Origin of the sequence: Lentibacter algarum (assembly GCF_018860975.1) — a bacterium.
Classification (GTDB): Bacteria; Pseudomonadota; Alphaproteobacteria; order Rhodobacterales; family Rhodobacteraceae; genus Lentibacter; species Lentibacter algarum_A.
Map to the genome: position 1 here is coordinate 409891 of NZ_JAHKQI010000010.1, position 24839 is coordinate 434729.

Here is a 24839-nt window from a genome sequence, read left to right on the forward strand (position 1 = left end):
CAGGGGCTTGCTTATGGTTAACGCATGTTTTCAATCGAACACGAATTTGACAGCACCGTGATCACCCTCGTCGACGAAGGCTCAGCGCCTTTGGGCGAAGATGTGGTGATCAATGCCTTTGAGGAATGCATCACCCTCGAGCAATACGACCCGCGCACCAAGACCATGCAAAAAATCACACTCAGCATGTCGCAAGCACAGGACTTGGCCGCAGCACTTGACTTGCCTGAAGGTGTCTACACCTTGCGCCGCGGCGACGAAACCAGTGACTAACAATCTGATTCAACAGGATTTTTGCACATGACAACCGGCTTCTTTTGGGACGAGAAATGCTTCTGGCATGGCGGCGGCGACTATGTGCTCACCTTTCCTGCTGGTGGCCTCGTGCAGCCCTCAGCAACGGGCGGATTGCCCGAAAACCCGGAAACAAAACGCCGTTTGAAAAACCTCATGGATGTCACCGGCCTCTCGTCCGAGCTGGCAATGCAAACCGCGCCCGAAGCCAGCTATGAAGACCTCGCCCGCGTCCACCCCAAGAGCTTCTTAACCAAGTTTAAGCAAACATCCGACGCTGGCGGCGGCGAGCTTGGCCGCCGAACACCTTTCCTGCAAGGCGGCTATGAAATCGCCGCGCTTTCAGCTGGCCTGTCAAAATCCGCGCTTTCAGCCGTGCTCAAAGGCGAAGTCAAAAACGCCTATGCCCTCTCGCGCCCCCCGGGGCATCACTGTCTACCAGACTGGCCCAACGGGTTTTGCCTGCTGGCGAATCTCGCCATCGCGATCGAAGCCGCACAAGCCGCCGGACAGGCCAAGCGTTTCGCCGTCGTCGACTGGGATGTGCACCACGGAAACGGCACCGAAGGCATTTTTTATACCCGCGACGATGTGCTCACCATCAGCTTGCATGAAGATCGCAATTATCCCTTAGATACCGGCGACTTAGCCGACCAAGGCAAGGGTGCAGGGCTCGGTTACAACAAGAACATTCCACTGCCTGCTGGTGCCGGACATGACACTTACCTCGAGGCAATGGAGCGCATCGTTCTGCCCGCTTTGGCAGCATACAAACCTGACGTCATCATCATCGCTTGCGGCTACGACGCCAGCATTTTTGACCCGCTCGCACACCAGCTTTGCACCGCCGAAACCTACCGCCTGATGACCCGCCAAGTCATGCAAGCTGCCGAAAAACTCTGCGATGGAAAGTTGATGATGGCCCATGAAGGCGGCTATTCTGAGGTATACGTCCCCTTCTGCGGCCACGCCGTTTTGCAGGAAATGGCAGGTTCGAAAATCGACGCGCCCGACCCAATGGCCGAGATCGTCGCAGCGCGCCAACCCAACGCGCGCGTTAATCAATTTCACTCAGAGTTAATCGGTGAAATGGCCGCAGAGCTGCTCTAGTCCGCCGACCACAAGCTCGCCTTGGCCCGCTCAAGCCATGCGTCATCGTAGGGCTTGCCGCCCTCTTCGCCCGCGGTCTGCTCCGCCAGAATTTCGCCCGCAGTTGGCAGGCCTTCGCTTTGGTCGCCTGAAGTCCACAGCCCCGCGCGCATCGGGGCGCGTGCGCATTGCGTGTAGATCTCGCCGATCTTAACCACGATCACCGAACGCGGCACGCGGCCTCGGTCGTTGAACCGTGTGATCAGATCGTCAGATACACTGACCCGCGCCAGCCCGTTCACCCGCACTATCGTGTCAGAGCCGGCGACCATGAACATCAGCGAAATGCGCCCGTCGGCGACAATGTTGCGCAGACTGTCCATGCGGTTGTTGCCGCGCCAATCGGGCATCAAAAGCGTGTGCTCGTCAAGCTCGCGCACCACGGGGCCATCATCACCTCGCGGGCTGCCGTCGGTGCCATCAGGGCCAATTGTCGAGACCACACAAAAGCGCGAAGCCATGATCCACTTGCGGTAAAGCGGCGTCATCTGTTGCGCGACTTTGCGCAGGCTGGCACTCCCGGGCCTGCCGTAGAGCTCTTCTAACTGCCTAATATCGCTCACATAATCAGACATCAAAACCAGCTTCACGCATCAAATCATTTGACTTGGTTTCAACCACATCCTCAAGCTCGGCCATAAACTCGGCTTGCGCTTTTCCCGGTGCAATCGGCTCCAGAAACTCGACGACAGCAACGCCTGCTTTGCGCGTGATAGTGCCCTTGGGCCAAAACAGGCCCGCGTTTGTCGCGACAGGCACGCAGGGCTGTTTGAGCTGATCATAAAGCGCAAATGTGCCAACCTTATAGGGCGCCAACTCGCCCGGTTTGACGCGCGTGCCCTGACTGTAAATCACCAATTGTCCAGCCGTTGCAGCCCCGGATTTCACATCGGAAATCATCTTCTTGATCGCCTGCCCTCGCTTGCCGCGATTTACCGGAACACAACCGATACGGTAAGCATAAAGCCCAATGACAGGCGTCCAGAGTATCTCTCTCTTCATGATGTATTTGGCCTGCGGGGAGTGATAATAAATGACCATGATATCAAGAAATGACTGGTGTTTTGCCGCGATCAAAACTTCGCCAGAAGGCGGCGTGCCGCGCACTTCGACTTTCAGGCCGATAAGCCACTTCGCCAGCCAGATTACCCAGGCGCAATAGCACATGCATGCCGCCCGCGCACCCTTGGGGCTGATCAGGGCCCAAGGTAAAAAGATGATGCCGATCAGCAGCATCACAACGGCGTTAAGCACCACGTAAATTAGCGATAAAATCCAGCGAAAAGCAAGCATTAGCGAAGCTCCTTAAGGGTGCGCCGTGCGGCGGCGCGTGTGGCGGCAAAGGCAACAACCGCTGCTAGAGCAGGGATGATCAACGGCCAGAGCCAACCCGCCCCGGCAAAGCCGAGATCACTCAGAAAACCGGCCTCACCGCGGGCAGCAGGTAGCATGACAACTGCGACAACGCCAAGCACCATGCCGATCGCCGCACCGCTCAAAGTGCGCAACGTAAAGCGCCGCACAAAGGCGTCGACAATATAGCTGTCGCGCGCACCGACAAGCCGCATCACCGAAATAACCTTGGCGTTGGCCGAAAGCGCCGCATTGGCCGCCAGCGTGATCATCGCTCCCATGACAGCAAAGATCAGCACGATTGAAAGCCAACCAAGAAACCACAACCGAGAGGCCGCAGCCGCCAGCGGTTTGCGCCACCGCGTGTGGTCATCAAGCACAGCGCCGGGGGCTTCACCGGCAAGGCGCACACGCAACGCCTCTGTGTCAACTCCGACATCAGCCTCAACAATTTCAATGAGTTGCGGAACAGGCAAGCTGTCAAGCGGCACATCGGGCCCGAACCAAGGCTCAAGCAGTTTGCGTTGCTCGGCTGCGTCAAGCACGCGCGCGCTTTCAATGCCTGGCGTGGTTTCAAGCACGCTCATCGCTGCGTCTGTTTGGGCCTGCATCTGCCCTTGCGGAGCCGAAATGCGCAGCGTCGCTGACTGCGCCAACTCGGCACTCCAACGCTCGCTCAGCCGCCCTGCCGAAACAGACAAGGCTAAGGCAAACACTGCCAGAAACGCCATGACCGCCGCAGAAAACAGCGTCAGGCGCGCCGTAAAGCCTGTCGGCGGAACAGCGCGTTCGGCCTGTGCATCCCCGATGATAAAATCCATCACATGCGATATTTCAAAACGCTTCGCCATCACAGATCAGCCCCTACAGTCAGGTGTCGGTTGGCGATGCGCAGCACCCGTGCTTGCACCTGTGACTTGGCCGCACGGATGAGGCCGATGTCATGGGTCGCGATCACCACTGTCTTGCCCATCCGGTTCAGCTCGACCAGCAAGGTTAACAGGCGTTGCGACATCTCCCAATCAAGGTTGCCTGTCGGCTCGTCGGCAAGGATCACGTCGGGTGACATGATCACCGCCCGCGCCAAGGCCGCTCTCTGCCGCTCCCCGCCCGACAGCTCGGGTGGCAAGGCCGCGGCGCGTGAGCGCAAGCCAACCCAGCTCATCAGCTCGCTCAGGTTACCATCTTGAGAATGCACGCTCTTGCCTGCAACCGTCAGCGGCAAGGCAATGTTGTCGGCAATCGGCAAATGGTCAAGAAACTGGCAATCCTGATGAACAACACCAATGCGGCGTCTAATGTCGGCAATGTCGTCTCGTGTGAGGCTGCGCACATCACGATCAAACAGCCGCGCCTGCCCTGATGTCGGCACCAACTCACCGTAGCATAGCTTGAGAAAGGTGGTTTTCCCGGCGCCGGACGGCCCCGTTAGAAAGTGAAAAGACCCTGGAGTCAGCGAAACAGAGATGTCGCTCAACAGCTCACCTTCACCGTAACTATAGGCCACTTGTTCCAGCTCGATCACGCTTTGCCCTCACATTTACGACCAATACATGCCTCAGAGCGCGACAAGTTGCAATCAGCGGTAAACGGCACAGGATTGCTCTTTTCTGCAAACACGTTAAGACTTATGCTAACAGCGATAGATCGTTGAGATTTTGTCGAATTCGGGGGATCGAGATGCGGCTAACATGCCCAAATTGTGAAGCGCAATATGAAGTGCCTGATGCCGTAGTGCCGCTTAGTGGCCGCGACGTTCAGTGCTCGAACTGTGGTGATACATGGTTTCAGCATCACCCTGACAATGCTCCGGAACTCTCCACCGAGGCGCCCCTCGACGACGACATTGATAGCGACACTGATAGCGACGTCGATGAAAGCTATGATGATGCGCCAGAACAGGGCAGCTCTTTTCAGGACGAACCAGCGCCCGAACCCTCAGCAGCCGAAGAGCCTACCGCTGACTCTCAAGACGCCGACACACCCGATGAGGCACCGCAAGAGCACCAACACCGCAAACGCGAGCTTGACCCTTCCGTCGCCGACGTGCTGCGCGAAGAGGCCGCCCGCGAAACCGAAGCCCGTCAGCACGAAGCCAACACTCTGGAAGAGCAAACCGACTTGGGCCTCGCCGAGCCCGACGATGAAGCCGCACGCCGTCAACGCGAAGCCGAAGAGCGCAAAACCCGCATACGCGGCGAAGATGTAGCAGCGAGCGCCGCCGCAGTCACGGCCACTGCAACCTCGGGTTCGCGACGCGACGTATTGCCCGACATCGACGAAATAAACTCGACACTGCGCAAAGACGGTGGCCCGCGTCAAAGGCAGAGCGAAGGCGTTCAGCCCCGCGAAAACACGCAGCCCGCGAAAAAGAGCAGCGGCTTCATTCGTGGGTTCACGATCATCCTGATCCTGGCGATCCTGCTGATATTGCTCTATGTTTTCGCGCCAGCCATTAGCGCTGCCGTGCCCGCCCTGGAGCCTCTGCTCAGCGGCTATGTAAGCACAGTAGACAGCGCGCGCCTCTGGCTTGACGGGCAGGTGCGTGGCCTCATGGGCTCGCTTGATGGCATGGCCTCAGAGGCCCCTGCCGAGGCCGCTACCGAAGCGCCTTCAGAATAGCAAAGAACTTTAGGCACAATAGCGCTTTAGTTGGAGAAGCGCTCTAACAGGCGCTTGAGATAGCTGCGTTCGGTGTCCGAGCGCTCCGCCTCGCCCGAGCGCTTGCGAATTTCGTCAAGCAACTCGCGCGCGCGGCGGTATACATCTTCATCTCCGATCATCGCGTCATCACTGCCGGAAAAGCCGCGACGGTTGCGCCCCAGCGGGTCGTCATTGTTGCGCCCCGCTTGCTGGCCGCTTTGCCCTTCTTGGCCGTCCTCGCCTTGGCTGGCCTGCGCCATAGCCTCTCCGAGGTTGTCCATTCCCTCGCGCAGCTTTTCCATCGCCTCGGCCTGACTGTCGAGCGCCTCGGCATGCTGGTTCTGGCGCAATGCCTCCTCGGCACGTTCCATAGCCTCGCCCGCGCCTTTAAGCGCGTCGCGCATTGCCTCGCCCGCTTCTCCTGGCAGGTTGGGCATATTGCCTCGCTGCTCGGCCAAGCGCTTGCGCAAATCTTGCTGGCGTTCCGCAAGCGAGCGGGTGTCAGCACCTGCGCCTTGCTCGCCGCTCTCACCTTGCTCGCCGCCTTCACCTTTTTGGCCCTCGGCTCTTTCACTGCCTTGCGAGCCCTCGCGCCCTTCGCCCTGACCCTCGCCAGTGCCCTGCCCCTCGTGCTCCTCACCGCGCCCCTGCCCGCCGTTGCGGCCTTCGTTCTGGCCAGACTCACCGGCGCGCGCATTGGGGTTAAACTGCTCTTGCAAATCGCGGAAGGCTTGGTCCGAAAGCCCCTGTTGCTCGCGCAAGGTCTCCGACAGGCCTTCCATTGCCTGTTGGCCTTCATTCTGCCCGCTGCCTTCTTGGCTTTGGGTCACGCGCATGTTTTCCATCATCTCCTGAAACTCTTGCAGCGCTTGCTCTGCCTCGGCCATACGCCCCTGTTCCATCAACTCCTGAATGCGGTCCATCATGTCTTGCAGGTCTTGCTGGCTCAGCTCCATGCTCTCGCCTTGCGGCTCTCCCTGCTCGCCCTCTTCGCCCTCTTGCTGCTGGCGTTGTGCGAGCTGCTGCATGTAGTCGCGCGTTGCCTCCCGCAACTCATCCATCAGGCGCGCGATCTCGTCTTCCGACGCGCCATTGCGCATCGCTTCCGAGAGCTTCTCTTGCGCATCACGCATCTTCTCTAGCGCATCCGCGAGGTTACCCTCTTCAAGGTTGAGCGCCAGATCCCACATCGCCTCGGTCAACTCGTCGCGCGCTTCGTCGCTTAAACCACCAATGGCAATTTGCGCTTCCAAACCCCGCAGGATCGTCCGCAGCCGCAGGTAGTCGGTTTCGCTGTCAAAAAGCCCTTCGGGGCTGTGTGATATCGCCCTGAGAAGCTGCGCCACTCGGGGCGCATTGCCACGGTTCCACAGCAAATCGCGGCGCAGTTCAATAACCGCCGCCGCCTCGGGGTTGAAGAAATGCCGCGCCGCAAGGTCAAGTTCAAAAGCCTGCGAGCGGCCCTCGTTTCCGGCCTCGTCTTTAGCGCTGAGGGTGAGCCTGACAGGCAGGTTCGCCCATGCGTGCTTGCTAAAGTCCTCAACCAGCGTTTCCTCGAAATCAAGCCGCGATCCTGCGACCGGAAGAGGCACAGGCACTTCTATCGCCTCGGTGCTTTCCGGATCAATTTCAAGGCCGAAGCGCCGCGAGATCGCAGCCAGATCCAGCTCGATAACTGCCAGACCGCTTTCAATCCCGTAGTCGTCAATTGCTTCAAACGGGAGGGTGAAAGCGCCACTTGCCGTCGCTTCGGCAGGCCCCGTGGCTTCGATCATTGGGGCGATATCCGCAACCACAGTGATCTGCCACGCCCGCTCGCCTGCGCCGCCGGAAATCTTCAGCTCGCCTGATTGTTCAACCCGAAAGTTCTGCTCTTCGGCACTTGCCGACACCGCACCAAGCCGGCCCGACACTGTCTCGCTCACTGTCACTGCACCGAAGTCACCATAGAGCCTAAGGGTCACGTCACTTCCCGCAGGCAGTTCAAGCCTGTCGGCGTCAACGTCGGCAAGATACATCGCCGGAAGGCCGGTATAGAGCGGCGGTTCAACCCAGCCCTCCCACGAGGGGCCACTCGCCTGCGCCGCACCCGCAACCGGCACGCCGACCTCATGCACAGTTCCCAGCTTCCAGACAGAGCCAAACAGCAGCGACACAACCAAACCAAGCGCGGCCACAAAACGCAGCCCGAAAGGGTCGGCCCCCGCGAGTTTCACGTTCGGCGGAATGCTGCGTGCTGCGCGAATACGCAGAAACATCCGCCGCTGGTATTCGCTCCAAAGCGCCTTTGAGTTGGGGTTGTCCACGCCGACGGCCTGCTTGTCACGCACCGCGCGAATAGGCTGGCCCGGCAAGCTCGCATCAATCCGGTCAAGCGCTTCAAGCTTGCTCGGAGCCTTGAAACGCCGCACTGCAAACCACAGCCCATACAGCCCGCCAAGCGCTGCAAGCACAAATGCGCTCCAGACTATCTCTAAAGGCAGCACCTCGTGTAAGCCTAAGAAAATAAATGCTAAAGTGGCAGCGGCAACGGAAGCCAACACCCAAAACGCCGTGCAAATACGCTCGGCCCACAGGCCCCAAAGCGTTAGCCGTATCTGGCTGCGCAGATCAATGCGTTCCGGTTCTGGCGTTTGCTCGGCCAAGCCGCTTCTCCGCTCATCATTTGTGCTCAGGCGTCAAATCCTCAGAGCCACTGGGGTATGCTATCGCGTTTCAGCATATCCTCCAAGCTCGGACGTGGCCGAATGACAGCAAATTGATCACCTTTAACCAGAACCTCGGGGATCATCGGCCGCGAGTTGTATTCGCTCGACATCACCGCGCCGTAAGCCCCCGCAGAACGGAATGCGACAAGCTCGCCCTCGTTCATGCGCGGCATGTTGCGGCCCTTGGCAAAGGTATCACCGCTTTCGCACACTGGCCCGACAACGTCGTAGGGTTCTGGCACTTGCCCGACAGGCGGCTCCATAAGCGGCACGATATCGTGGTAGGCCTCATACATCGCCGGGCGGATCAGGTCATTCATCGCCGCATCAAGAATAAGAAACTTGCGGTCTTCGCCTTCCTTCACGTAGACAACTTCGCTCACCAGCACCCCGGCATTCCCGGCAATCAGCCGCCCCGGTTCGATCTCGATCTCGCAGCCCAGGTCACCCAGCACATCCTTCACCACCGCGCCGTAATCTGTTGGCAAAGGCGGCGCATCATTCGAGCGCTGATAAGGAATGCCAAGCCCGCCGCCGAGATCAAGCCGCTTGATGGTATGGCCATCTGCACGCAGCGCCAAAGTCAGTTCCTTGACCTTCTCATAAGCCTGCCGGAAAGGCTCCAAGTCGGTCAGCTGACTGCCGATGTGCACATCAATGCCGACAACGTCCAAGCCTTGCAGCCTTGCCGCCACAGCGTAAACTTCACGCGCACGCGAAATCGGAATACCAAACTTGTTTTCTTTCTTGCCCGTGGCAATCTTGGCGTGGGTTTTGGCGTCAACATCGGGGTTCACCCGCACGGTTATCGGCGCTTTCACACCAAGTTCCAAAGCAACTTCGTTAAGCCGCTGCATCTCGGGCTCGCTCTCGACATTAAACTGCCGGATGCCGCCCGTGAGCGCGAGGCGCATCTCCTCGCGCGTTTTGCCAACTCCGGAAAACACGATCTTGTCGCCGCTGACACCCGCTGCCTTCGCGCGCGCATATTCGCCGCCCGAGACAACATCCATGCCAGCACCCGCCGCCGCGAGCACTTTGAGAATGGCAAGGTTTGACGCCGCTTTCATCGCGTAGCACACCAAGTGCTCGGTGCCTTCCAAAGCCTCGTCAAACAGCCGGAAGTGGCGCTCAAGTGTGGCCGTGGAATAGCAGTAAAACGGCGTTCCAACACTGGCCGCGATCTCGCGCAGCGGCACGTCTTCGGCGTGTAGCTCGCCGTCTTTATATAGAAAGTGGTCCATCGCGCGTCATCCTTTGTTCAGCATCCCATGTAGCGAATGCCGAGCAAGGAGAAAACCCGCTTTTGTTGTCCCTAAAGGTGAATGCCGATCCGGATCGGCCCTTTGACGACGCCAACCGTCGCCGAAGTGCTCACGCCGTCAGTGCCCAAGCTCACATTCGCGCCTGCCGTTGGTCGCACAGGCTCCCCGTCGGCCCCGCAACCTGCCAGCACCAAAAGGACAATACTCAAACCCATCAAACGCGTCATAACAGCTCCTCTTCGGGCAAGTTTACCCTAGCCCAACAGCTTTTGCCAGCGCGCGACCTGCGCAAGCACCTGCACAGGCGCCGTGCCGCCGTATGACGTGCGCGAGGCAACCGAAGCCTGCACCGTCAGCACGCTGAACACATCTTCGGTGATATCCGGGTTCACTGTCTGCATGTCAGCCAAGCTCAAATCAGGCAAATCACAGCCCTGCGCCTCGGCCATCGCTACAAGTGAGCCCGTCACATGGTGTGCATCGCGAAACGGCATGCCCTGCGCGCGCACGCACCAATCGGCCAAGTCAGTTGCGGTTGAAAACCCACTGCCCGCCGCCGCCGCAAGACTCTCGCGGTTGGCCGTCATGTCGCGCACCATGCCCTCCATAGCGGCCAAGGCCAGCATCAGGTTGTCGGCGGCGTCAAACACCTGCTCTTTGTCTTCCTGCATGTCTTTTGAATAGGCCAGCGGCAGGCCTTTCATCACCGTCATCAAGGCCACATTCGCCCCGAATATCCGGCCAATTTTGGCGCGGATCAGCTCGGCTGCATCGGGGTTCTTCTTTTGCGGCATAATGCTGGAGCCGGTCGAAAAGCGGTCAGACAGCGTTACAAACCTGAACTGCGCTGACGACCAGATCACCAGCTCCTCGGCAAAACGACTGAGGTGCATGGCGCAAATGCTCGCGGCACTCAAGAAATCCAAAGCAAAGTCACGATCAGACACAGCATCAAGCGAGTTCGCCGAAGGCCTGTCAAAGCCCAGCGCCTTGGCCGTCATGTCGCGATCAATGGGAAACGACGTCCCCGCCAAAGCCGCCGCTCCAAGCGGGCTTTCGTTCATCCGCTTGCGTGCATCTCTAAACCGTGACGCATCACGCCCCAGCATCTCGACATAGGCCATCATATGGTGGCCCCAGGTCACAGGCTGCGCGGTTTGCAAATGCGTAAAGCCCGGCATCACCCAGTCAGCCCCCGCTTCGGCTTGCGTCAAAAGCGCGCGCTGCAAGGCTTCGATGCCTGCAATCGCGGCATCCATCTGATCACGCACCCAAAGTTTGAAGTCCGTCGCAACCTGATCATTCCGGCTCCGGCCTGTGTGCAAACGCCCCGCTGGCTCGCCGATGATCTCCTTGAGCCGCGACTCAACATTCATGTGAATGTCTTCAAGCGCCGCCGAAAACTCAAAAGTTCCGCCCTCGATTTCTGACAAGACCGTGAGCAGGCCTTCCCTCATCGCGTCCGCATCGCTATCACTCACAATACCCGTCGCAGCAAGCATCGCTGCATGGGCCCGAGAGCCGGCAATGTCTTGCGACGCCATGCGCTGGTCAAACCCGATCGAGGCGTTGATCGCCTCCATGATCGCGTCTGGCCCAGCGGAAAAGCGGCCGCCCCACATCTGGTTTGAGGTATCATTGCTCATGGTCATCTGGCCTCTGAAAAGGAAGTAACATGTCACGTTCCGCGCTGGTTTATACCGCCCTCGGCCTAATCGCAATCGTTGCGGGGCTGTTCATGTTTTCCGCGAGCGACGATGCAGCCAAGCCGGTTGACCCGGCGACCATTGCCAAGCTCGAAGCGCTCAAAGAGGGCGACATGAAAAAGCTTGTGCTGCACAGCACTGCAAAACCTGCTGGCAGCGCAGCCTACGACACAATCGAAGGCACCAAAGCCACTTTGGCCGACCATGCAGGCCGCATCGTCCTGCTCAACTTTTGGGCCACATGGTGCGCGCCCTGCCGTAAAGAAATGCCAATGCTCGCAGAGCTGCAATCAGAGCTCGGCGGCGACGACTTCGAAGTCATCACAATCGCCACAGGCCGCAACGAACCCGCCGCAATGGCACGGTTTTTCAAAGAAATCGGCGTCACGAACCTGCCCCTGCACCGCGACCCAACCTCAGCCTTGGGCCGCGAAATGGGCGTTCTCGGCCTGCCCGCAACCATCATCCTCAACCGCGACGGCGACGAGATCGCCCGCCTGCTCGGTGACGCACACTGGTCGTCAGACAGCGCCAAGGCGATCTTGCAGGAGCTTATCTCCACAGGCCAGTAAAGCTGCGCTCCACGCGGTTTTTCATCCTGCCCTAACCTGACGTCGCTTTCTTCAGTTTTGCTCTCAACTTTTCGCATTTGCCTGCGATAGTATTGCGCGCGCGGCGTTGTTTTGCGGCTTCTTGCTTTGTCTTGCGGAGCTGCGCTCTGGTTTTGGCAGATTTGCTTTTGCTTTGCTTGATCTTCATTTGCAGACGCGTGACCTTCGCGTCAGATGCCGCGATGATCTTTTTCAACTGGCGCGCACCCGCATCAGTCAACGGCTGGCCACGGTGATCCTTGCCTTGCTGCAACTGGCGACGATGCTTCTTGGTTTCGGTTTTTTCATATTTGACCCGCTGCGCATCTTCGCCCTCCAATACGCGCGAGAAATCCAGTTTGGACTCCAACAAGCCCACCTGTTTAATGCTCTTTCGAACCGAAGTTGTCGCGCTGGCCTCTTCAAGTTCGCAAGACGCTACATCGTGTCGCAAAGTTTGGATAGAAACCGCGGGTGCAAACGGGGTCGAGGGGCTCAAATTGCCTTCTGCTAACAGCGGCTTGGCCCCCGAAGCCAACCCGATCGCTACTATTCCCAAAAATGTCACCAATGAAAAACCTTGAGAGATGTGTCTGTCAAAACCCATGTCCGTAACCTTCCCTTGTTTTGCAAAACCGCCTCAAATATGACGTTTCGCATTTCGAATGGTGCCGATCCTACTCTACAGTGCCCGTTTTCCCAAATCGCCCCTCTGAGCAACAACTTTGAGCAACAACAAGACGCAGGCCAGTCACGAGCAGTTTCAAGCCTTCCCCTACGCCACCTTTGACAGCCCGCCCAGCGCCAGCATACCCTCTCTTCCCAACAACGGGAGGCGCGCAATGCCGCTAGAAATACTTGGCCCAATGGTCGTGCTTGGCATCGGCGGTATCGCCCTGCTCATGCACTTTGTCGGCCTCTCAAAGCCCTTCCAGCTCACAGGTGAGCACAGCCGCACCGCTTGGGTGCGCGAAGTGCCTGATGATGTCCCAACCCAAATTCTGATCGCGAACAACCAGGAAAACGCGCTCCTCAAACTGGCCTCCGGCAAGCTTGGCCTCGTGCACGTCATGGGTGCTGACACCACAGCGCGCTACCTGACTGGCGCAACCTGGCACAGCTCCAACTCTGCACTCACGATACACCTGCCGGATTTCGGCGCGCCCAAGTTCACGATCCCCCTCAGCCCACAAGAACAAGCCAACTGGACAGCTCTCAAGGACGCCGCATCATGAAAACCGAGCTCTCCTACCCCGACGTAACAACCTACGCCGTGCCGTTTTTCATTGCGCTGATCCTGCTTGAGCTTGGCTACATCTTGCTCAAACACCGCCGCTCCGGTGCAGCAGGCCGCTACGAAACACGCGACGCCCTCACCTCGCTGATCATGGGCGCAGGCAGCGTTATCTCCGGCATCCTGCTGGGTTTCATCACCTTCGGCTTTCTGACGTTCCTGTGGTTCCTCACCCCGCTTGATCTCGGCGCAAGCCTTGGCGTCATCATACTCTGCTTCGTGCTCGATGATCTGCGCTACTATTGGGTGCACCGCTTCGGTCACCGCGTCCGCTGGGTCTGGGCGAGCCACGTCAACCACCACTCAAGCCAGCACTACAACCTGACAACCGCGCTCAGGCAAACCTGGACAGGCACATTCACCTTTATGATGATCGTGCGCGCCCCGCTGATTCTCCTCGGTTTTCACCCCGCGCTGGTGCTGTTCTGTGGCGGCATGAACCTCGTTTACCAGTTCTGGATCCACACCGAGGCCATCACCCGCCTGCCACGCTGGTTTGAAAGCGTGATGAACACGCCAAGCCACCACCGCGTTCACCACGGCCGCAACGCGCGCTACCTCGATGCCAACTATGCTGGCGTCTTTATTGTCTGGGACAAGCTGTTTGGCACATTTGTTCCCGAACTCGATGAAGACAAGCCCGACTACGGCCTCGTCCAAAACCTCGGCACATTCAACCCGCTGCGCGTGGCCTTTCACGAATGGGTCGGCATTTTCAAAGACGCAACCCAGCGCGGCCTCACTTGGCGTGAGCGCTTCCTCTATTGCTTCGCCCCACCCGGCTACAGCCACGACGGCTCGCGCGACACCTCCGCAGCAATCAAGGCAAAGCACCTCGCCCGTCACCCCGAAGACGCTGGCACAGCGGGCTTTGAAAGCTAACCGCCCTGCTCTTTTTCTTGTCCTAAATATCCACAGGGGTGAGGCCGTCAGGCCGAGGGGCGCGTGCGCCCCTTTCTTCGGCGAGGGTTTCAGCCTATTCTGGCGAAAAACCGGAGCAGCCAAATGCCTTTCACCCGCCGCACATTCCTTGCGATAGCAACAGCCTTCACAGCAACCCCAACCTTCGGCAATACGGGCTACACCGCATGGCTCGCAGGCTTTCAAAAACGGGCTGCCCGAAGCGGCATCTCTCAGAAAACCCTGAGCACGGCTTTCGCGAAAGCATCCTTCCTCCCCAAAGTCGTCGCCTCAGACAGCAAGCAAGCCGAAGTCGCCAAGTCGCTCCAGCAATACCTCTCCTCAGCCGCCTCGCCCCAGCGCGTGTCAGGCGGGCGCAAAGCGCTCAAGCGTTACAAATCATTGCTCGGCAATATCGAGCGCAAATACGGCGTTGAAAAAGAAGTCGTCGTCGCCATCTGGGGCATGGAAAGCGCCTATGGCGGCTTTCGCGGCTCCGCATCGGTCTTCGCTACGCTCTCAACCCTCGCCTATCAAGGCCGCCGCCGCGAGCTGTTTGAAGCCGAGCTTTTAGCTGCGCTGAAAATCCTCCAGTCGGGCCAAGCCAGCGCCGCCCAGATGAAGGGCAGCTACGCGGGCGCTATGGGCCACACCCAGTTCATGCCCTCAACCTATCTGCGCCACGCGCAGGACTTTGACAAAAACGGCCGCGCCAATATCTGGTCGGACGACCCGACAGATGCGCTGGCCTCAACAGCCGCGCTGCTCAAGGCCGAGGGCTGGAAAAAGGGCCAGCCTTGGGCGCTCGAAGTGCGGCTTCCAGACGGGTTCAACCCCGCCCTCACCGGCCGCATCTACCCGCGCAAAGCCCGCGAGTGGATGAAACTCGGCCTGCGCGCCGCCAATGGCAACAGCCTGCCCAACCATGGCAACGGCGCGGTGATCTTACCCGCTGGCCCTGAGGGCCCGGCGTTCATGATCTACAAAAACTTCCACGTGCTTAAAAAGTATAACTACGCCGACAGCTACGTCATCGGCGTCGGGCATCTCTCCGACACTTTGGCAGGCCACGGCAAAATCCGCTCGGGCTTTCCCAAAAACCCTTGGGGCATGACAAACGCCGAGCGCCGCACCCTGCAACAGCGCCTCAACGCCCGTGGTTTTGCCGCCGGAAACCCCGATGGCGTGATCGGAGAAAAGGGCCGCGCCGCCATCCGCGCCTACGAGCAGTCCAAAGGGCTGGCCCTCACAGGTACCCCCAGCAAAGCCTTGCTCAACTCTCTGAAGTAACGGCCAAGCTTGACCGCGAGCCATGCCCAACCATCGCACGCTGCCTTAAGAACATCACGCAACACCTGCCGCTCAAAACTGTGCATACGCATTATGCACTGTGGTATGCACTGCAATATGCACCCGTTGTGCAGGCACTTTCCTGCGCGCAAAGCCCGTTAACCCAACCGTCCGTTGCTCTCGCATTTCACCTCTTCGTGGCGAAAGCAGCCAGTCAAATGATTGTTGATCAACCCGCAGGCTTCCATCCACGCATAAACGATCGTCGGTCCACAAAATTTGAACCCTGCTTTCTTCAAATCTTTGGAAAATTGCAGAGACATTTCATCCTGCGTCGTAACCTCCACTTGGCTGTCAAAACGGTTCACCAGAGGCTTGCCACCCACGTATTTCCAGCAGTAATTATCAAAGCCCTCGTCAGCCTCGATACGCAAGTAAGCCTGCGCATTGGTGATCGTCGCTGCGATCTTTCCGCGGTGACGTATGATGCCCTCATTGGTCAGCAAACGCTGCACATCATCCTCGCCCCACGTAGCAATCAACTTGGGGTCAAACCCTTGAAATGCCTCGCGAAAGTTGTCTCTCTTGCGCAGGATCGTGATCCAGCTCAGCCCCGCCTGAAACCCGTCGAGAACAAGCTTTTCCCACAGCGCCCGACTGTCATATTCCGGCACGCCCCACTCTTCATCGTGATAGCGCACATACTCTTCATCAAGCCCGTGCCAGCCGCATCTCTCAGTCATTTCGTATCCCTTCCCCCGCCCCTCGATGGTGTTTTTCTCAAACCGTTCACTTAAGGCCTTATTAGCATTTATAGGCAACCTTGATCAGCGGTGGTAAGATATTTTTGGGAAGTGTGAAAATGGTACGCAATCATAAAGACATCAAAGGCTTGTCTCAAGAACAACTAGACCCTCTCAGCTACGCAGTTGCCGAACGCGATCGCGCGGTCATACAAATGGTTGAAGCCGCGCTCAAGAGCAAACAGGTGTTACTGGCATTTCAACCCATCGTGCAGGCGCAAGCTCCTGATCGCGTCGCCTTTTATGAAGGGTTGCTGCGGGTTCTAGATGCTTCCGGCAGGGTTATTCCAGCCAAAGACTTCATCAACGAAATCGAGCAGACAGAGCTTGGTCGGATCATGGATTGCATCGCTTTGGAGAAAGGTCTGCGCACCCTCGCACAGCAGCCGGGTTTGCGCCTTTCGATCAATATGTCGGCACGCTCGATCGGCTACAAGAGATGGAACCGCACCTTGAAAACCGGCCTCCAGCGCGACCCGACCGTCGCCGAACGTCTGATCCTCGAGATCACAGAGAGCTCGGCAATGACAGTTCCTGAACTGGTCGTCAGTTTCATGAGCGAATTGCAGGCAAAAGGCGTCAGCTTTGCGCTTGATGATTTCGGCGCAGGCTTCACATCGTTTCGGTACTTCCGTGATTTCTATTTCGACATCCTCAAGATCGACGGGCAGTTCATCCGTGGCATCGCCCAAAACGCTGACAATCAGGTGCTCACGCGCGCCATGCTGTCAATTGCCCAGCAGTTTGACATGTTCACTGTCGCCGAGTTTGTCGAAGCCCCTGAAGATGCAGCCTTTCTCGCCGGAATCGGCGTTGACTGTTTGCAAGGCTTCTACTTCGCTGCGCCAACCATAAAGCCCGAGTGGGAACGCAGGGAGACACATGCCAGATCAGCCTGAAACAACTTTGTCAAAGCGCTGTCATTGCTGCGCCACGGCGGATGCGCTAAACCTGCGCAAAGCTCGGGTCGTGGTGAGCCTTTCACTTCACGCCAATTGAGCCGAAATTGGAAAGGAATTCACATGACAAATGTTGTAATCGCATCCGCCGCACGCACTGCCGTCGGCTCCTTCACCGGCGCTTTTGCCAACACACCAGCGCATGACCTTGGCGCAACTGTGCTTGAAGCTGTAGTTGAGCGGGCGGGCATCGAGAAGTCCGACGTATCCGAAACGATACTGGGGCAGGTTCTGACTGCCGGACAGGGCCAGAACCCTGCGCGCCAAGCACACATCAATGCCGGCCTGCCAATGGAAAGCTCGGCATGGGGTATCAACCAGGTATGTGGCTCAGGGCTGCGCGCCGTCGCACTGGGCGCACAGCACATTCAACTCGGTGATGCCGATGTTGTTGCCGCTGGTGGACAAGAAAGCATGTCACTCAGCACACATGTTGCACACCTGCGCGCAGGAACCAAAATGGGTGATGTCAAATACATCGACAGCATGATCCGTGACGGATTGTGGGATGCCTTCAACGGCTATCACATGGGCCAAACCGCCGAAAACGTCGCCGAGCAGTTCCAGATCAGCCGCGACACTCAAGACGCCTTCGCCGTTGCCTCGCAAAACAAGGCCGAAGCTGCTCAAAAAGCAGGGAAATTCGCCGATGAGATCACACCGTTTGTGGTCAAAACGCGTAAGGGCGAGACGGTTGTCGACCAAGATGAATACATCCGCCACGGCGCCACAATGGAAGCCATGCAAAAGCTGCGCCCTGCCTTCACAAAAGACGGTTCGGTCACTGCCGCCAACGCCTCCGGCCTCAACGACGGTGCCGCCGCCGTGCTCTTGATGAGCGCCGACAACGCCGAGAAACGCGGCATCCAACCGCTCGCCCGCATCGCATCCTACGCGACCGCCGGTCTCGATCCGAAGATCATGGGTGTTGGCCCAATTCACGCCAGCCGCATCGCCCTTGAAAAGGCAGGCTGGAGCGTTGACGATCTTGACCTTGTCGAAGCCAACGAAGCCTTCGCCGCACAGGCCTGCGCCGTCAACAAGGAGATGGGCTGGGATCCCGAGATCGTCAACGTCAACGGCGGTGCAATCGCGATTGGTCACCCCATCGGTGCGTCGGGTTGTCGGGTGCTCAACACGCTGTTGTTCGAGATGCAACGCCGCGACGCCAAGAAGGGCCTCGCCACGCTTTGCATCGGAGGCGGCATGGGCGTTGCCCTCTGCGTAGAGCGCCCTTGATTCCTTTCACAAAACAAGCTTCATGGGGCGCCTTTTGGGGTGCCCCTTTCTATTTTTGAGACCACTCACGCGATATTTTAGCCAACCGCCGCTGAATATTCGCGTAATAATGTTGCGAATTACCTCTCAAAAAGATAACACCATTACTTGACGGAGACACTGAAAGGGAGAACAACATGACCAGAACAGCTTTGGTTACCGGCGGGTCACGCGGCATTGGCGCAGCTATTTCAAAGGCCCTCAAAGCCGAAGGCCACAACGTCGCAGCGACATACGCCGGCAACGACGAAGCCGCAGCGGCTTTCACTGCTGAAACCGGCATCAAAACATATAAATGGAATGTCGCTGACTACGACGAAAGCGCTGCAGGTATCGCTAAAGTCGAATCCGAAGTTGGGCCGATCGATATCGTCGTCGCCAACGCCGGAATCACCCGCGACGCACCCTTTCACAAGATGACCCCTCAGCAGTGGCATGAAGTGATCGACACCAACCTGACAGGCGTTTTCAATACGGTTCATCCACTTTGGAACGGCATGCGCGAGCGCAAATTTGGTCGCGTTATCGTCATCAGCTCAATCAACGGCCAGAAAGGACAGTTCGCACAGGTGAACTACGCAGCAACCAAGGCCGGTGATCTTGGCATCGTGAAATCACTTGCACAAGAAGGCGCTCGGGCCGGTATCACCGCCAACGCAATCTGCCCCGGCTACATCGCCACAGAGATGGTTATGGCGGTTCCAGAAAAGGTGCGCGACAGCATCGTCGCCCAGATTCCAGCCGGCCGCCTTGGCGAACCGGAAGAAATTGCACGTTGCGTGGCCTTCCTTGCCTCTGACGACTCCGGCTTTATCAATGGTTCGACGATCTCAGCAAACGGCGGCCAGTTCTTCGTCTAAGCTCGAACATGAAGCTTCCTTTAAGGGCCGTGGCGCAAGCTGCGGCCCTTTTCTATTGAACAACACCGCGAGATTGCGCCCGATAAATGCAAACATTGCCGCGCGTTCTATATGAGCCTGTAAATAGCTTTCGTGAAGTTCGGTGGTTGTGGCTGTCTCAAGCATTTCGGCGTCCTTTGGTAAGTATTTCCTATCTCACTCAAACTAGCCCTTGCATTTTGCTTCGACAAACGAGACTTTCTGTTCATTCAGAACAGTTTTACTTATGTGAATGCCTACAATGCCCAGTCGACTTCCACCTCTCACAGCGCTCAGAGCCTTTGAAGCCGCGGCGCGACTTTTGTCCTTTTCTGGCGCCGCAAACGAGCTCGGTGTAACACCGGCCGCTCTCTCCTTTCAGATCAAATCACTAGAAGAGCATTTTGAAGCACCGCTCTTTTACCGTCACAACCGCGCCGTTACGCTGACGGAAGGCGGCGCAGCTTTACTTCCCGGGCTTGCCGACGGGTTTGCAAGCTTTGAGCGCGCATGGCAGCGCGCCCTTCAATCCAAGGACACAAACGTTCTCACCGTCTCAACCGGCCCTGCTTTCATGTCAAAGTGGATGGCACCGCGGATATTCAATTTCACTCAGAACAACAACGATGTGGAGTTGCGGTTCTCGGCCAGTTTGCGGCTACTCGACTTTGATCGCGATGGTATAGATGTCGCCGTGCGTTTCGGATACGGGAGCGACGCCGGCCTGCACTCGTTTACCCTTGGAGAAGAATGGGTCACCCCGGCGATGACACCCGAGATGGCCGAAAAGTTCACCACAGTTGAAAGCCTCACCAAGGCACCATTGCTGATCGACGATTCGATAGATTTCCTTAAGCCCCGTTGTGATTGGCCTGCTTGGTTCCAAGCCGCTGGCACTACAGAAAACAACGTTCGCGGGGCGCATTTCTCCAATGCGGATCACGCCATCGGGGCGGCACTTTCGGGTGCTGGTGTCGTCCTTGGTCGCGCCTCACTTATAGCGCGTGACGTGGCAGAGAGGCGGCTTGTTGCGCCGTTTTCTGTCGGGCTGGTCACACAGGGGCGCTGGCGGTTTTTGTGCCTTGAAGGGCAGGAAACACGCCCCGCGATCGCAGCCTTCAAAAGCTGGCTTATTGACGAAGCCAAAACTGTAGACTTTTTGCGAGAGGGGCGTGAATTTGTCTCTGTGGAAGCGCTTTCTAAGCCCTAACTGACGGCTTCTGTGTGTTTGGAAATCTCTTCCTTGATTCGGAGTTTCTCTTTCTTGAGCGCTGCAATTTCTGTGTCTGATGATCCCGGCGCGCGTTGAAGGGTTTCAACTTTGTCCGACAATATTTGGTGTTTTTTCTTCAGCTCTTCGACATGCGAATTGAGGCTCATGAACAGTCTCCTATTGATGAATGTGTGAGCCCAGTCGAGCATAGTTTTACAATTCTGTCACGCTGCAGATGCGAGAAAACCAAACTAATTTTAGCCTTTACTCTCGGGGAAAGGCAGAGCCGCTCCGTCCCGCAATACAGAGACGATTGATTTTGCATAGCTTTCCCCATCTTTCTCGTGTTGAGCGCCTTCGTGCATGCGCAACCCCTCGTGTAACCTAAACCGTGCTCGACCGCTGTGCTTAGCCCTAAGCAGCACCAACTCCGAGCTGCGGCCAGCACGCGGGGTGATCGGCCAGAGCTCAAGTGAGCCAAGATACGACGGCAACACACGCAGTAACTCGGGCAGCCGCTCGGCCCGGCATATCAGGGTAAACAACCCCTTTGGTGCAAGGCGCCTTGCGCAAGCTTCAAGCCAAATGCTCAGATCAGCACCACCAAGAGCTGTTTCGCGTCCCTCAAAATTAGCTGGCTTGCCAATCGCACGATCAAAGTAAGGAGGGTTGGTTATCACATGGTTAAAGCGCCGCGCCTTGAGTATCTCGGGCATGTCACCGACATCGCCTTCATGCACGGTCAGGCTTATCCCGTTGTCTTTGGCGTTGCGGCGCGCGAGGCCTGCGTAGAACGGCTGTAGCTCTAAACCGTGCAACTCAACGCCTGGCACACGTTGGCCTATGCAGAGGGCCGCCGCCCCAGCGCCACAACCGATATCAAGCAGGCTCTCTCCGGCCCGAGCGGGCACTGTTGCGGCCAGCAATACCGGATCAACGCCGGCGCGATACCCCTTTGCAGGTTGCCACAAATGCAACTGGCCGCCGAGGAAGGCGTCGCAGGTCAGCGCCTCAGTCACTCGGGTGCAAGCCATTGTCGCGCAGGATGCTGGCGGCATCGGCGTGGTCCTGATCAGCAACCATCAACCGTCGCGGCAAGACGCCAACGGACCCTTCAAGAATGCTAATATTTACGTCCATTTCAAAGACGTTTATACCCTCGCCCTGAAGCAACGCTTGGGCGAAGGCGATCTCGGTCATGTCATTGGTGCTAAGAAGCTGTTTCATACGATAAATATGACCATCTTGGCAGCAATGTCGAGTGAGGCAACGGGAGTGTGATCAACATGGGTGAAACCGTGAGCAAACCGCATGAAAAACTGGCGCAGCATTTGGCGCCGGCGATGGAGGCTGTGAACGTTTTGATCCGTGATCGCATGGCCTCGGAACATGCGCCGCGCATACCGGAAGTGACGGCGCATTTGGTCGAGGCTGGCGGCAAGCGCTTGCGGCCGATGCTGACGCTCGCGGCGGCAGAGTTGTGCGGCTATGACGGCCCTTACAATGTGCATTTAGCGGCGACAGTTGAATTCATTCATACGGCAACTTTGCTGCATGATGATGTGGTCGATGAAAGTGCACAGCGTCGGGGGCGACCTACGGCTAACCTCTTGTGGGACAACAAAAGTTCGGTTCTAGTCGGCGACTACCTGTTCTCGCGCTCGTTTCAATTGATGGTCGAAACAGGCTCCCTGCGGGTGCTTGATATCCTCGCCAATGCCTCGGCGACGATCGCGGAAGGTGAGGTTTTGCAACTCACAGCAGCGCAGGATCTGGCCACGACCGAGGAGATTTACCTGCAAGTTGTGCGCGGCAAAACGGCAGCGCTTTTCTCGGCGGCGACGGAAGTTGGCGGGGTGATTGCAGGCGCGCCAGAGACCCAGGTGAAAGCACTGTTTGACTATGGTGACGCGCTTGGGATTGCCTTTCAGATTGTTGATGATTTACTGGATTATCAAGGAGTTACCGGAGCAACGGGCAAGAACATCGGCGATGACTTTCGCGAGCGAAAGCTGACTTTGCCGCTGATCAAAGCCGTCGCGAAGGCCGACGCCGAAGAGCGCGCATTCTGGACGCGAGTGATTGAAAAAGGCGACCAACGTGAGGGCGATTTGGAGCAGGCTATTGAGTTGCTCAACACCCACGGAGCACTTGAGGCAGCGCGCCAAGATGCGCTTGGATTTGCCAGCAAAGCGCGGGCGGCTTTGGCGGCATTGCCGGAGCATCCGCTGCGCGAAATGCTCGACGATCTGGCCGAATTTGTGGTCTCGCGGATCAACTAGTTAACGCCCTCAGTAGCGAGGGTTTCGCATGTGACTCGGGTGCATATTTCAGTGCATACCGCAGTGCATAATGCGTATGCACAGTTTTGAATCCAAGGTTAACACAAGTTAACTTAACGCTGCGTACTCTGCTTGCAGCTCGGTTAACACTTCGGCGGCGATCTTGAAGGACGTCAGCCGCGCTTGGTGATCGTGGATCATCCCAGTGACCATCACCTCGTCGGGCTCATAGCGATCGATAATGGCTTTGAGGCCAGATTTCACCGTGTTGCGCGCACCGGATGCCGAACAGCCGAGCATGTGGTTGACCTGCGCAAGCAAGGCGGCTGGCACCTCTGCCGCAATATCCTCAACCGGATGTGGCAGTTTACCCGGCCGGCCAGAGCGCAGGCGCGCGAACGCGAGCTGTTGAGAGCTGCGCAGATATGCGGCCTCGGCGTCAGTTTCGGCGGCGCAAACACCGGCGGCGAGCATGGCGTGAGGCGCTGACATTGTGGCGGACGGGCGGAAGGTGCGGCGATACACATCAAGCGCCTCTTCCAGCATGTCGGGGGCGAAGTGCGAGGCAAATGCGTAGGGCAAGCCGAGCATAGCCGCGAGCTGCGCACCGTAGAGCGAGGAGCCAAGTATCCAGACCGGAACATGCGTGCCCTCACCGGGGAAGGCGCGGACAGCTGCACCGGCGTTGTCGCCCAGATAGGCGATGAGCTCCTGCACGTCCTGCGGGAAGCTGTCTTCGGGCGCCATGTGACGGCGCAGGGCGCGGGCGGTGTTCATGTCGGTGCCCGGCGCGCGGCCTAAACCGAGGTCGATGCGATTGGGGTGCAATGTCGCGAGGGTGCCGAACTGTTCGGCGATCACCAGCGGCGCGTGATTGGGCAACATCACCCCGCCTGCGCCGATGCGCATGGTGCTGGTGGCTTGCGCGACATGGCCGATAAGAACCGATGTCGCGGCAGATGCGATGCCCGGCATGTTGTGATGCTCGGCGAGCCAGTAACGGTGATAGCCAGCGGCCTCGGCAGTTTGGGCAAGGCTGACAGTGTTGCGCAACGCGTCGGCGGCCGTTTGGCCTTCGGCGACAGGTGCGAGATCAAGGAGGGAGAATTGTTTCATTTTGTATACTTAGGGCCGCAGGCGGCGGGTTCCTAGGGGAGATCTTGCAATGAGTATTTTTGCAAAAAGAAAAGCCGGAAGTTGGTTTGGCTTTAGAGGCCTTCAGGCTTGGCTTCGTGCGCCATATGGTCAAGCACGGCGTTGACAAAACTGGCTTCCTTGCCTTCGGGGAAGAAGGCGCGGGCGACATCAACGAATTCGCTGATCACCACTTTTGGCGGCGTATTGCTTTGTGTCATCTCGGCCCCAGCGGCGCGAAACAGGGCGCGCAGGGTTGGGTCGATCCGGCCCAGTGGCCATTTGGCGACAAGCGCGCGGTCGGTCATTTGGTCGATCGGCGCTTGGTAGTTGACGGCGTTTTCCATCAGCTCGGCAAACAGCGTCGGATCGCCTTCGATCATTTCGCCCTCTTCCTCATAGGTGGCCCCAAAACGGTGGTCTTCGAACTCGTTGATCACCACTTGCACGGTTTGACCGGAGTGCTCCATTTGAAACAGCGCTTGCACAGCGTAGAGCCGCGCGGCTGACTTCATTTTGCGTTTTTGGTTGCCTGAGAGCGTCATGCTGTGGGTGTTTCCTCGGTAGTCGTGCCTGCCAGCAGTATTTCTTCGGCGTCGGGTTTGAAGCCCGGTGCCGTGCGCTGGCCGCCCCACTTACGAGCGAGCGCGATAAGATGCAAGGCCGCAGCCGCCGCGCCGCCGCCTTTGTTCATATCATCGGGGTTGGCGCGCACTTCGGCTTGGGCCATGTTCTCGACTGTGAGGATGCCATTGCCGATGCAATGTCCTTGCAGGCCAAGCAGCTGCAACGCACGCGAGCTGTCGTTGCAGACTGTCTCGTAGTGGGTTGTCGCGCCGCGGATGACGCAGCCGAGCGCAACGTAACCGTCGTAGTTTGACAGGCGTTCGGCCATAGCAATTGTTGTCGGGATTTCGAGCGCGCCGGGCACCTCGACAAGATCCCAAGTGCCCATAGCGGCTTCGATCTCGCCGGTGGCCCCTGAGACGAGGTCATCGGAGATGTCTTTGTAGTAAGGCGCGACGACGATCAGCAGCTTGATGGGCTTGTCGAACACGGGGCGTTTGAGAATGTTGTGAGCAATAGTTCCGGCCATTGGG

Annotated in this window: 28 protein-coding genes; 12 read left to right on the forward strand and 16 right to left on the reverse strand. The window is 58.0% G+C overall.

Annotated elements, in window-relative coordinates:
* The first annotated feature begins 24 nt into the window (after window positions 1-24).
* Window positions 25-273 (forward strand): hypothetical protein, encoded by a 249-nt coding sequence (locus KO498_RS17300; protein WP_215961165.1) that lies wholly within the window; start codon window positions 25-27, stop codon window positions 271-273.
* Window positions 274-300: 27 nt separating this feature from the next.
* Complete coding sequence (locus KO498_RS17305; protein ID WP_215961166.1) at window positions 301-1404, forward strand: class II histone deacetylase; 1104 nt, start codon at window positions 301-303, stop codon at window positions 1402-1404.
* On the opposite strand, the gene KO498_RS17310 is transcribed toward KO498_RS17305, so the two are convergent.
* Genes KO498_RS17310 through KO498_RS17325 form a run of 4 tightly spaced genes read right to left on the reverse strand, consistent with a single transcriptional unit; the run spans window position 1401 to window position 4321 of the window.
* The gene (locus tag KO498_RS17310) at window positions 1401-2018 is read right to left on the reverse strand and encodes a pyridoxamine 5'-phosphate oxidase family protein (RefSeq protein ID WP_215961167.1); all 618 of its coding nucleotides are present in this window, start codon (window positions 2016-2018) and stop codon (window positions 1401-1403) included. The genes KO498_RS17305 and KO498_RS17310 overlap by 4 nt on opposite strands.
* A complete protein-coding gene (locus KO498_RS17315; protein ID WP_215961168.1) occupies window positions 2011-2736 on the reverse strand; it encodes a lysophospholipid acyltransferase family protein in 726 nt (241 codons plus the stop codon). Before KO498_RS17315 ends, KO498_RS17310 begins: the two co-directional genes overlap by 8 nt.
* Entirely contained in the window at window positions 2736-3647 is a 912-nt protein-coding gene (locus tag KO498_RS17320) for a cell division protein FtsX (RefSeq protein ID WP_215961169.1), read from the reverse strand. Before KO498_RS17320 ends, KO498_RS17315 begins: the two co-directional genes overlap by 1 nt.
* Window positions 3647-4321, reverse strand: coding sequence for a cell division ATP-binding protein FtsE (locus KO498_RS17325; protein WP_215961170.1), 675 nt, complete (start codon window positions 4319-4321; stop codon window positions 3647-3649). The genes KO498_RS17320 and KO498_RS17325 overlap by 1 nt, the downstream gene beginning before the upstream one ends.
* Before the next feature lie 155 nt (window positions 4322-4476).
* Here KO498_RS17325 and KO498_RS17330 point away from each other — a divergent pair, with 155 nt between their 5' ends.
* Window positions 4477-5418, forward strand: coding sequence for a zinc-ribbon domain-containing protein (locus KO498_RS17330; protein WP_215961171.1), 942 nt, complete (start codon window positions 4477-4479; stop codon window positions 5416-5418).
* Between the two features lie 26 nt (window positions 5419-5444).
* Here the strand turns inward: KO498_RS17330 and KO498_RS17335 are convergent, their stop codons facing one another.
* The 4 genes from KO498_RS17335 to argH form a co-directional block, all read right to left on the reverse strand.
* On the reverse strand, window positions 5445-8084 hold the full coding sequence (locus KO498_RS17335; protein WP_215961172.1) for a TIGR02302 family protein: 2640 nt from the start codon (window positions 8082-8084) through the stop codon (window positions 5445-5447).
* Between the two features lie 41 nt (window positions 8085-8125).
* Window positions 8126-9391 (reverse strand): diaminopimelate decarboxylase, encoded by a 1266-nt coding sequence (gene lysA / locus KO498_RS17340; RefSeq protein WP_215961173.1) that lies wholly within the window; start codon window positions 9389-9391, stop codon window positions 8126-8128.
* Window positions 9392-9462: 71 nt separating this feature from the next.
* Entirely contained in the window at window positions 9463-9639 is a 177-nt protein-coding gene (locus KO498_RS17345; protein WP_215961174.1) for a hypothetical protein, read from the reverse strand.
* Window positions 9640-9666: 27 nt separating this feature from the next.
* The gene (gene argH / locus KO498_RS17350; protein ID WP_215961175.1) at window positions 9667-11058 is read right to left on the reverse strand and encodes an argininosuccinate lyase; all 1392 of its coding nucleotides are present in this window, start codon (window positions 11056-11058) and stop codon (window positions 9667-9669) included.
* A 92-nt stretch (window positions 11059-11150) separates the two neighbouring features.
* On the opposite strand from argH, the gene KO498_RS17355 reads away from it, so the two are divergent.
* Window positions 11151-11690 (forward strand): TlpA disulfide reductase family protein, encoded by a 540-nt coding sequence (locus KO498_RS17355; RefSeq protein WP_215961328.1) that lies wholly within the window; start codon window positions 11151-11153, stop codon window positions 11688-11690.
* Window positions 11691-11721: 31 nt separating this feature from the next.
* On the opposite strand, the gene KO498_RS17360 is transcribed toward KO498_RS17355, so the two are convergent.
* The gene (locus tag KO498_RS17360) at window positions 11722-12315 is read right to left on the reverse strand and encodes a hypothetical protein (protein ID WP_215961176.1); all 594 of its coding nucleotides are present in this window, start codon (window positions 12313-12315) and stop codon (window positions 11722-11724) included.
* Between the two features lie 235 nt (window positions 12316-12550).
* Here KO498_RS17360 and KO498_RS17365 point away from each other — a divergent pair, with 235 nt between their 5' ends.
* From KO498_RS17365 to KO498_RS17375, 3 genes are all read left to right on the forward strand, one after another.
* The gene (locus KO498_RS17365; protein WP_215961177.1) at window positions 12551-12943 is read left to right on the forward strand and encodes a hypothetical protein; all 393 of its coding nucleotides are present in this window, start codon (window positions 12551-12553) and stop codon (window positions 12941-12943) included.
* A complete protein-coding gene (locus tag KO498_RS17370; RefSeq protein WP_215961178.1) occupies window positions 12940-13884 on the forward strand; it encodes a sterol desaturase family protein in 945 nt (314 codons plus the stop codon). The genes KO498_RS17365 and KO498_RS17370 overlap by 4 nt, the downstream gene beginning before the upstream one ends.
* A 123-nt stretch (window positions 13885-14007) precedes the next feature.
* Window positions 14008-15192, forward strand: a complete 1185-nt coding sequence (locus KO498_RS17375) for a lytic murein transglycosylase (protein WP_215961179.1) — start codon at window positions 14008-14010, stop codon at window positions 15190-15192.
* Between the two features lie 158 nt (window positions 15193-15350).
* Here the strand turns inward: KO498_RS17375 and KO498_RS17380 are convergent, their stop codons facing one another.
* Window positions 15351-15935 (reverse strand): DNA-3-methyladenine glycosylase I, encoded by a 585-nt coding sequence (locus tag KO498_RS17380; RefSeq protein ID WP_215961180.1) that lies wholly within the window; start codon window positions 15933-15935, stop codon window positions 15351-15353.
* Window positions 15936-16054: 119 nt separating this feature from the next.
* On the opposite strand from KO498_RS17380, the gene KO498_RS17385 reads away from it, so the two are divergent.
* The 4 genes from KO498_RS17385 to gcvA all read left to right on the forward strand — a co-directional run bounded on the left by KO498_RS17385 (window position 16055) and on the right by gcvA (window position 20320).
* A complete protein-coding gene (locus tag KO498_RS17385) occupies window positions 16055-16894 on the forward strand; it encodes an EAL domain-containing protein (RefSeq protein WP_215961181.1) in 840 nt (279 codons plus the stop codon).
* Window positions 16895-17017: 123 nt separating this feature from the next.
* Window positions 17018-18193 carry an acetyl-CoA C-acetyltransferase gene (locus tag KO498_RS17390; protein WP_215961182.1) on the forward strand — a complete coding sequence of 392 codons (1176 nt, stop codon included), beginning with the start codon at window positions 17018-17020 and terminating at the stop codon, window positions 18191-18193.
* A 176-nt stretch (window positions 18194-18369) separates the two neighbouring features.
* Complete coding sequence (gene phbB, locus KO498_RS17395; protein ID WP_215961183.1) at window positions 18370-19092, forward strand: acetoacetyl-CoA reductase; 723 nt, start codon at window positions 18370-18372, stop codon at window positions 19090-19092.
* A 280-nt stretch (window positions 19093-19372) separates the two neighbouring features.
* Entirely contained in the window at window positions 19373-20320 is a 948-nt protein-coding gene (gene gcvA / locus KO498_RS17400; protein ID WP_215961184.1) for a transcriptional regulator GcvA, read from the forward strand.
* On the opposite strand, the gene KO498_RS17405 is transcribed toward gcvA, so the two are convergent.
* From KO498_RS17405 to KO498_RS17415, 3 genes are all read right to left on the reverse strand, one after another.
* The gene (locus KO498_RS17405; RefSeq protein WP_215961185.1) at window positions 20317-20490 is read right to left on the reverse strand and encodes a YdcH family protein; all 174 of its coding nucleotides are present in this window, start codon (window positions 20488-20490) and stop codon (window positions 20317-20319) included. The two genes, gcvA and KO498_RS17405, sit on opposite strands and share 4 nt — an antisense overlap.
* A 90-nt stretch (window positions 20491-20580) precedes the next feature.
* Entirely contained in the window at window positions 20581-21381 is an 801-nt protein-coding gene (locus KO498_RS17410; protein WP_252731518.1) for a tRNA1(Val) (adenine(37)-N6)-methyltransferase, read from the reverse strand.
* On the reverse strand, window positions 21335-21550 hold the full coding sequence (locus KO498_RS17415; protein WP_215961186.1) for a putative signal transducing protein: 216 nt from the start codon (window positions 21548-21550) through the stop codon (window positions 21335-21337). Before KO498_RS17415 ends, KO498_RS17410 begins: the two co-directional genes overlap by 47 nt.
* Window positions 21551-21609: 59 nt before the next feature.
* Here KO498_RS17415 and KO498_RS17420 point away from each other — a divergent pair, with 59 nt between their 5' ends.
* The gene (locus KO498_RS17420; RefSeq protein WP_215961187.1) at window positions 21610-22605 is read left to right on the forward strand and encodes a polyprenyl synthetase family protein; all 996 of its coding nucleotides are present in this window, start codon (window positions 21610-21612) and stop codon (window positions 22603-22605) included.
* Window positions 22606-22713: 108 nt separating this feature from the next.
* Here KO498_RS17420 and KO498_RS17425 read toward each other — a convergent pair whose 3' ends face one another.
* From KO498_RS17425 to KO498_RS17435, 3 genes are all read right to left on the reverse strand, one after another.
* The gene (locus KO498_RS17425; RefSeq protein ID WP_215961188.1) at window positions 22714-23721 is read right to left on the reverse strand and encodes an LLM class flavin-dependent oxidoreductase; all 1008 of its coding nucleotides are present in this window, start codon (window positions 23719-23721) and stop codon (window positions 22714-22716) included.
* Window positions 23722-23813: 92 nt separating this feature from the next.
* The gene (nusB, locus tag KO498_RS17430) at window positions 23814-24284 is read right to left on the reverse strand and encodes a transcription antitermination factor NusB (protein WP_215961189.1); all 471 of its coding nucleotides are present in this window, start codon (window positions 24282-24284) and stop codon (window positions 23814-23816) included.
* Complete coding sequence (locus tag KO498_RS17435) at window positions 24281-24835, reverse strand: 6,7-dimethyl-8-ribityllumazine synthase (RefSeq protein WP_215961190.1); 555 nt, start codon at window positions 24833-24835, stop codon at window positions 24281-24283. The genes nusB and KO498_RS17435 overlap by 4 nt, the downstream gene beginning before the upstream one ends.
* Between the last annotated feature and the right edge of the window lie 4 nt (window positions 24836-24839).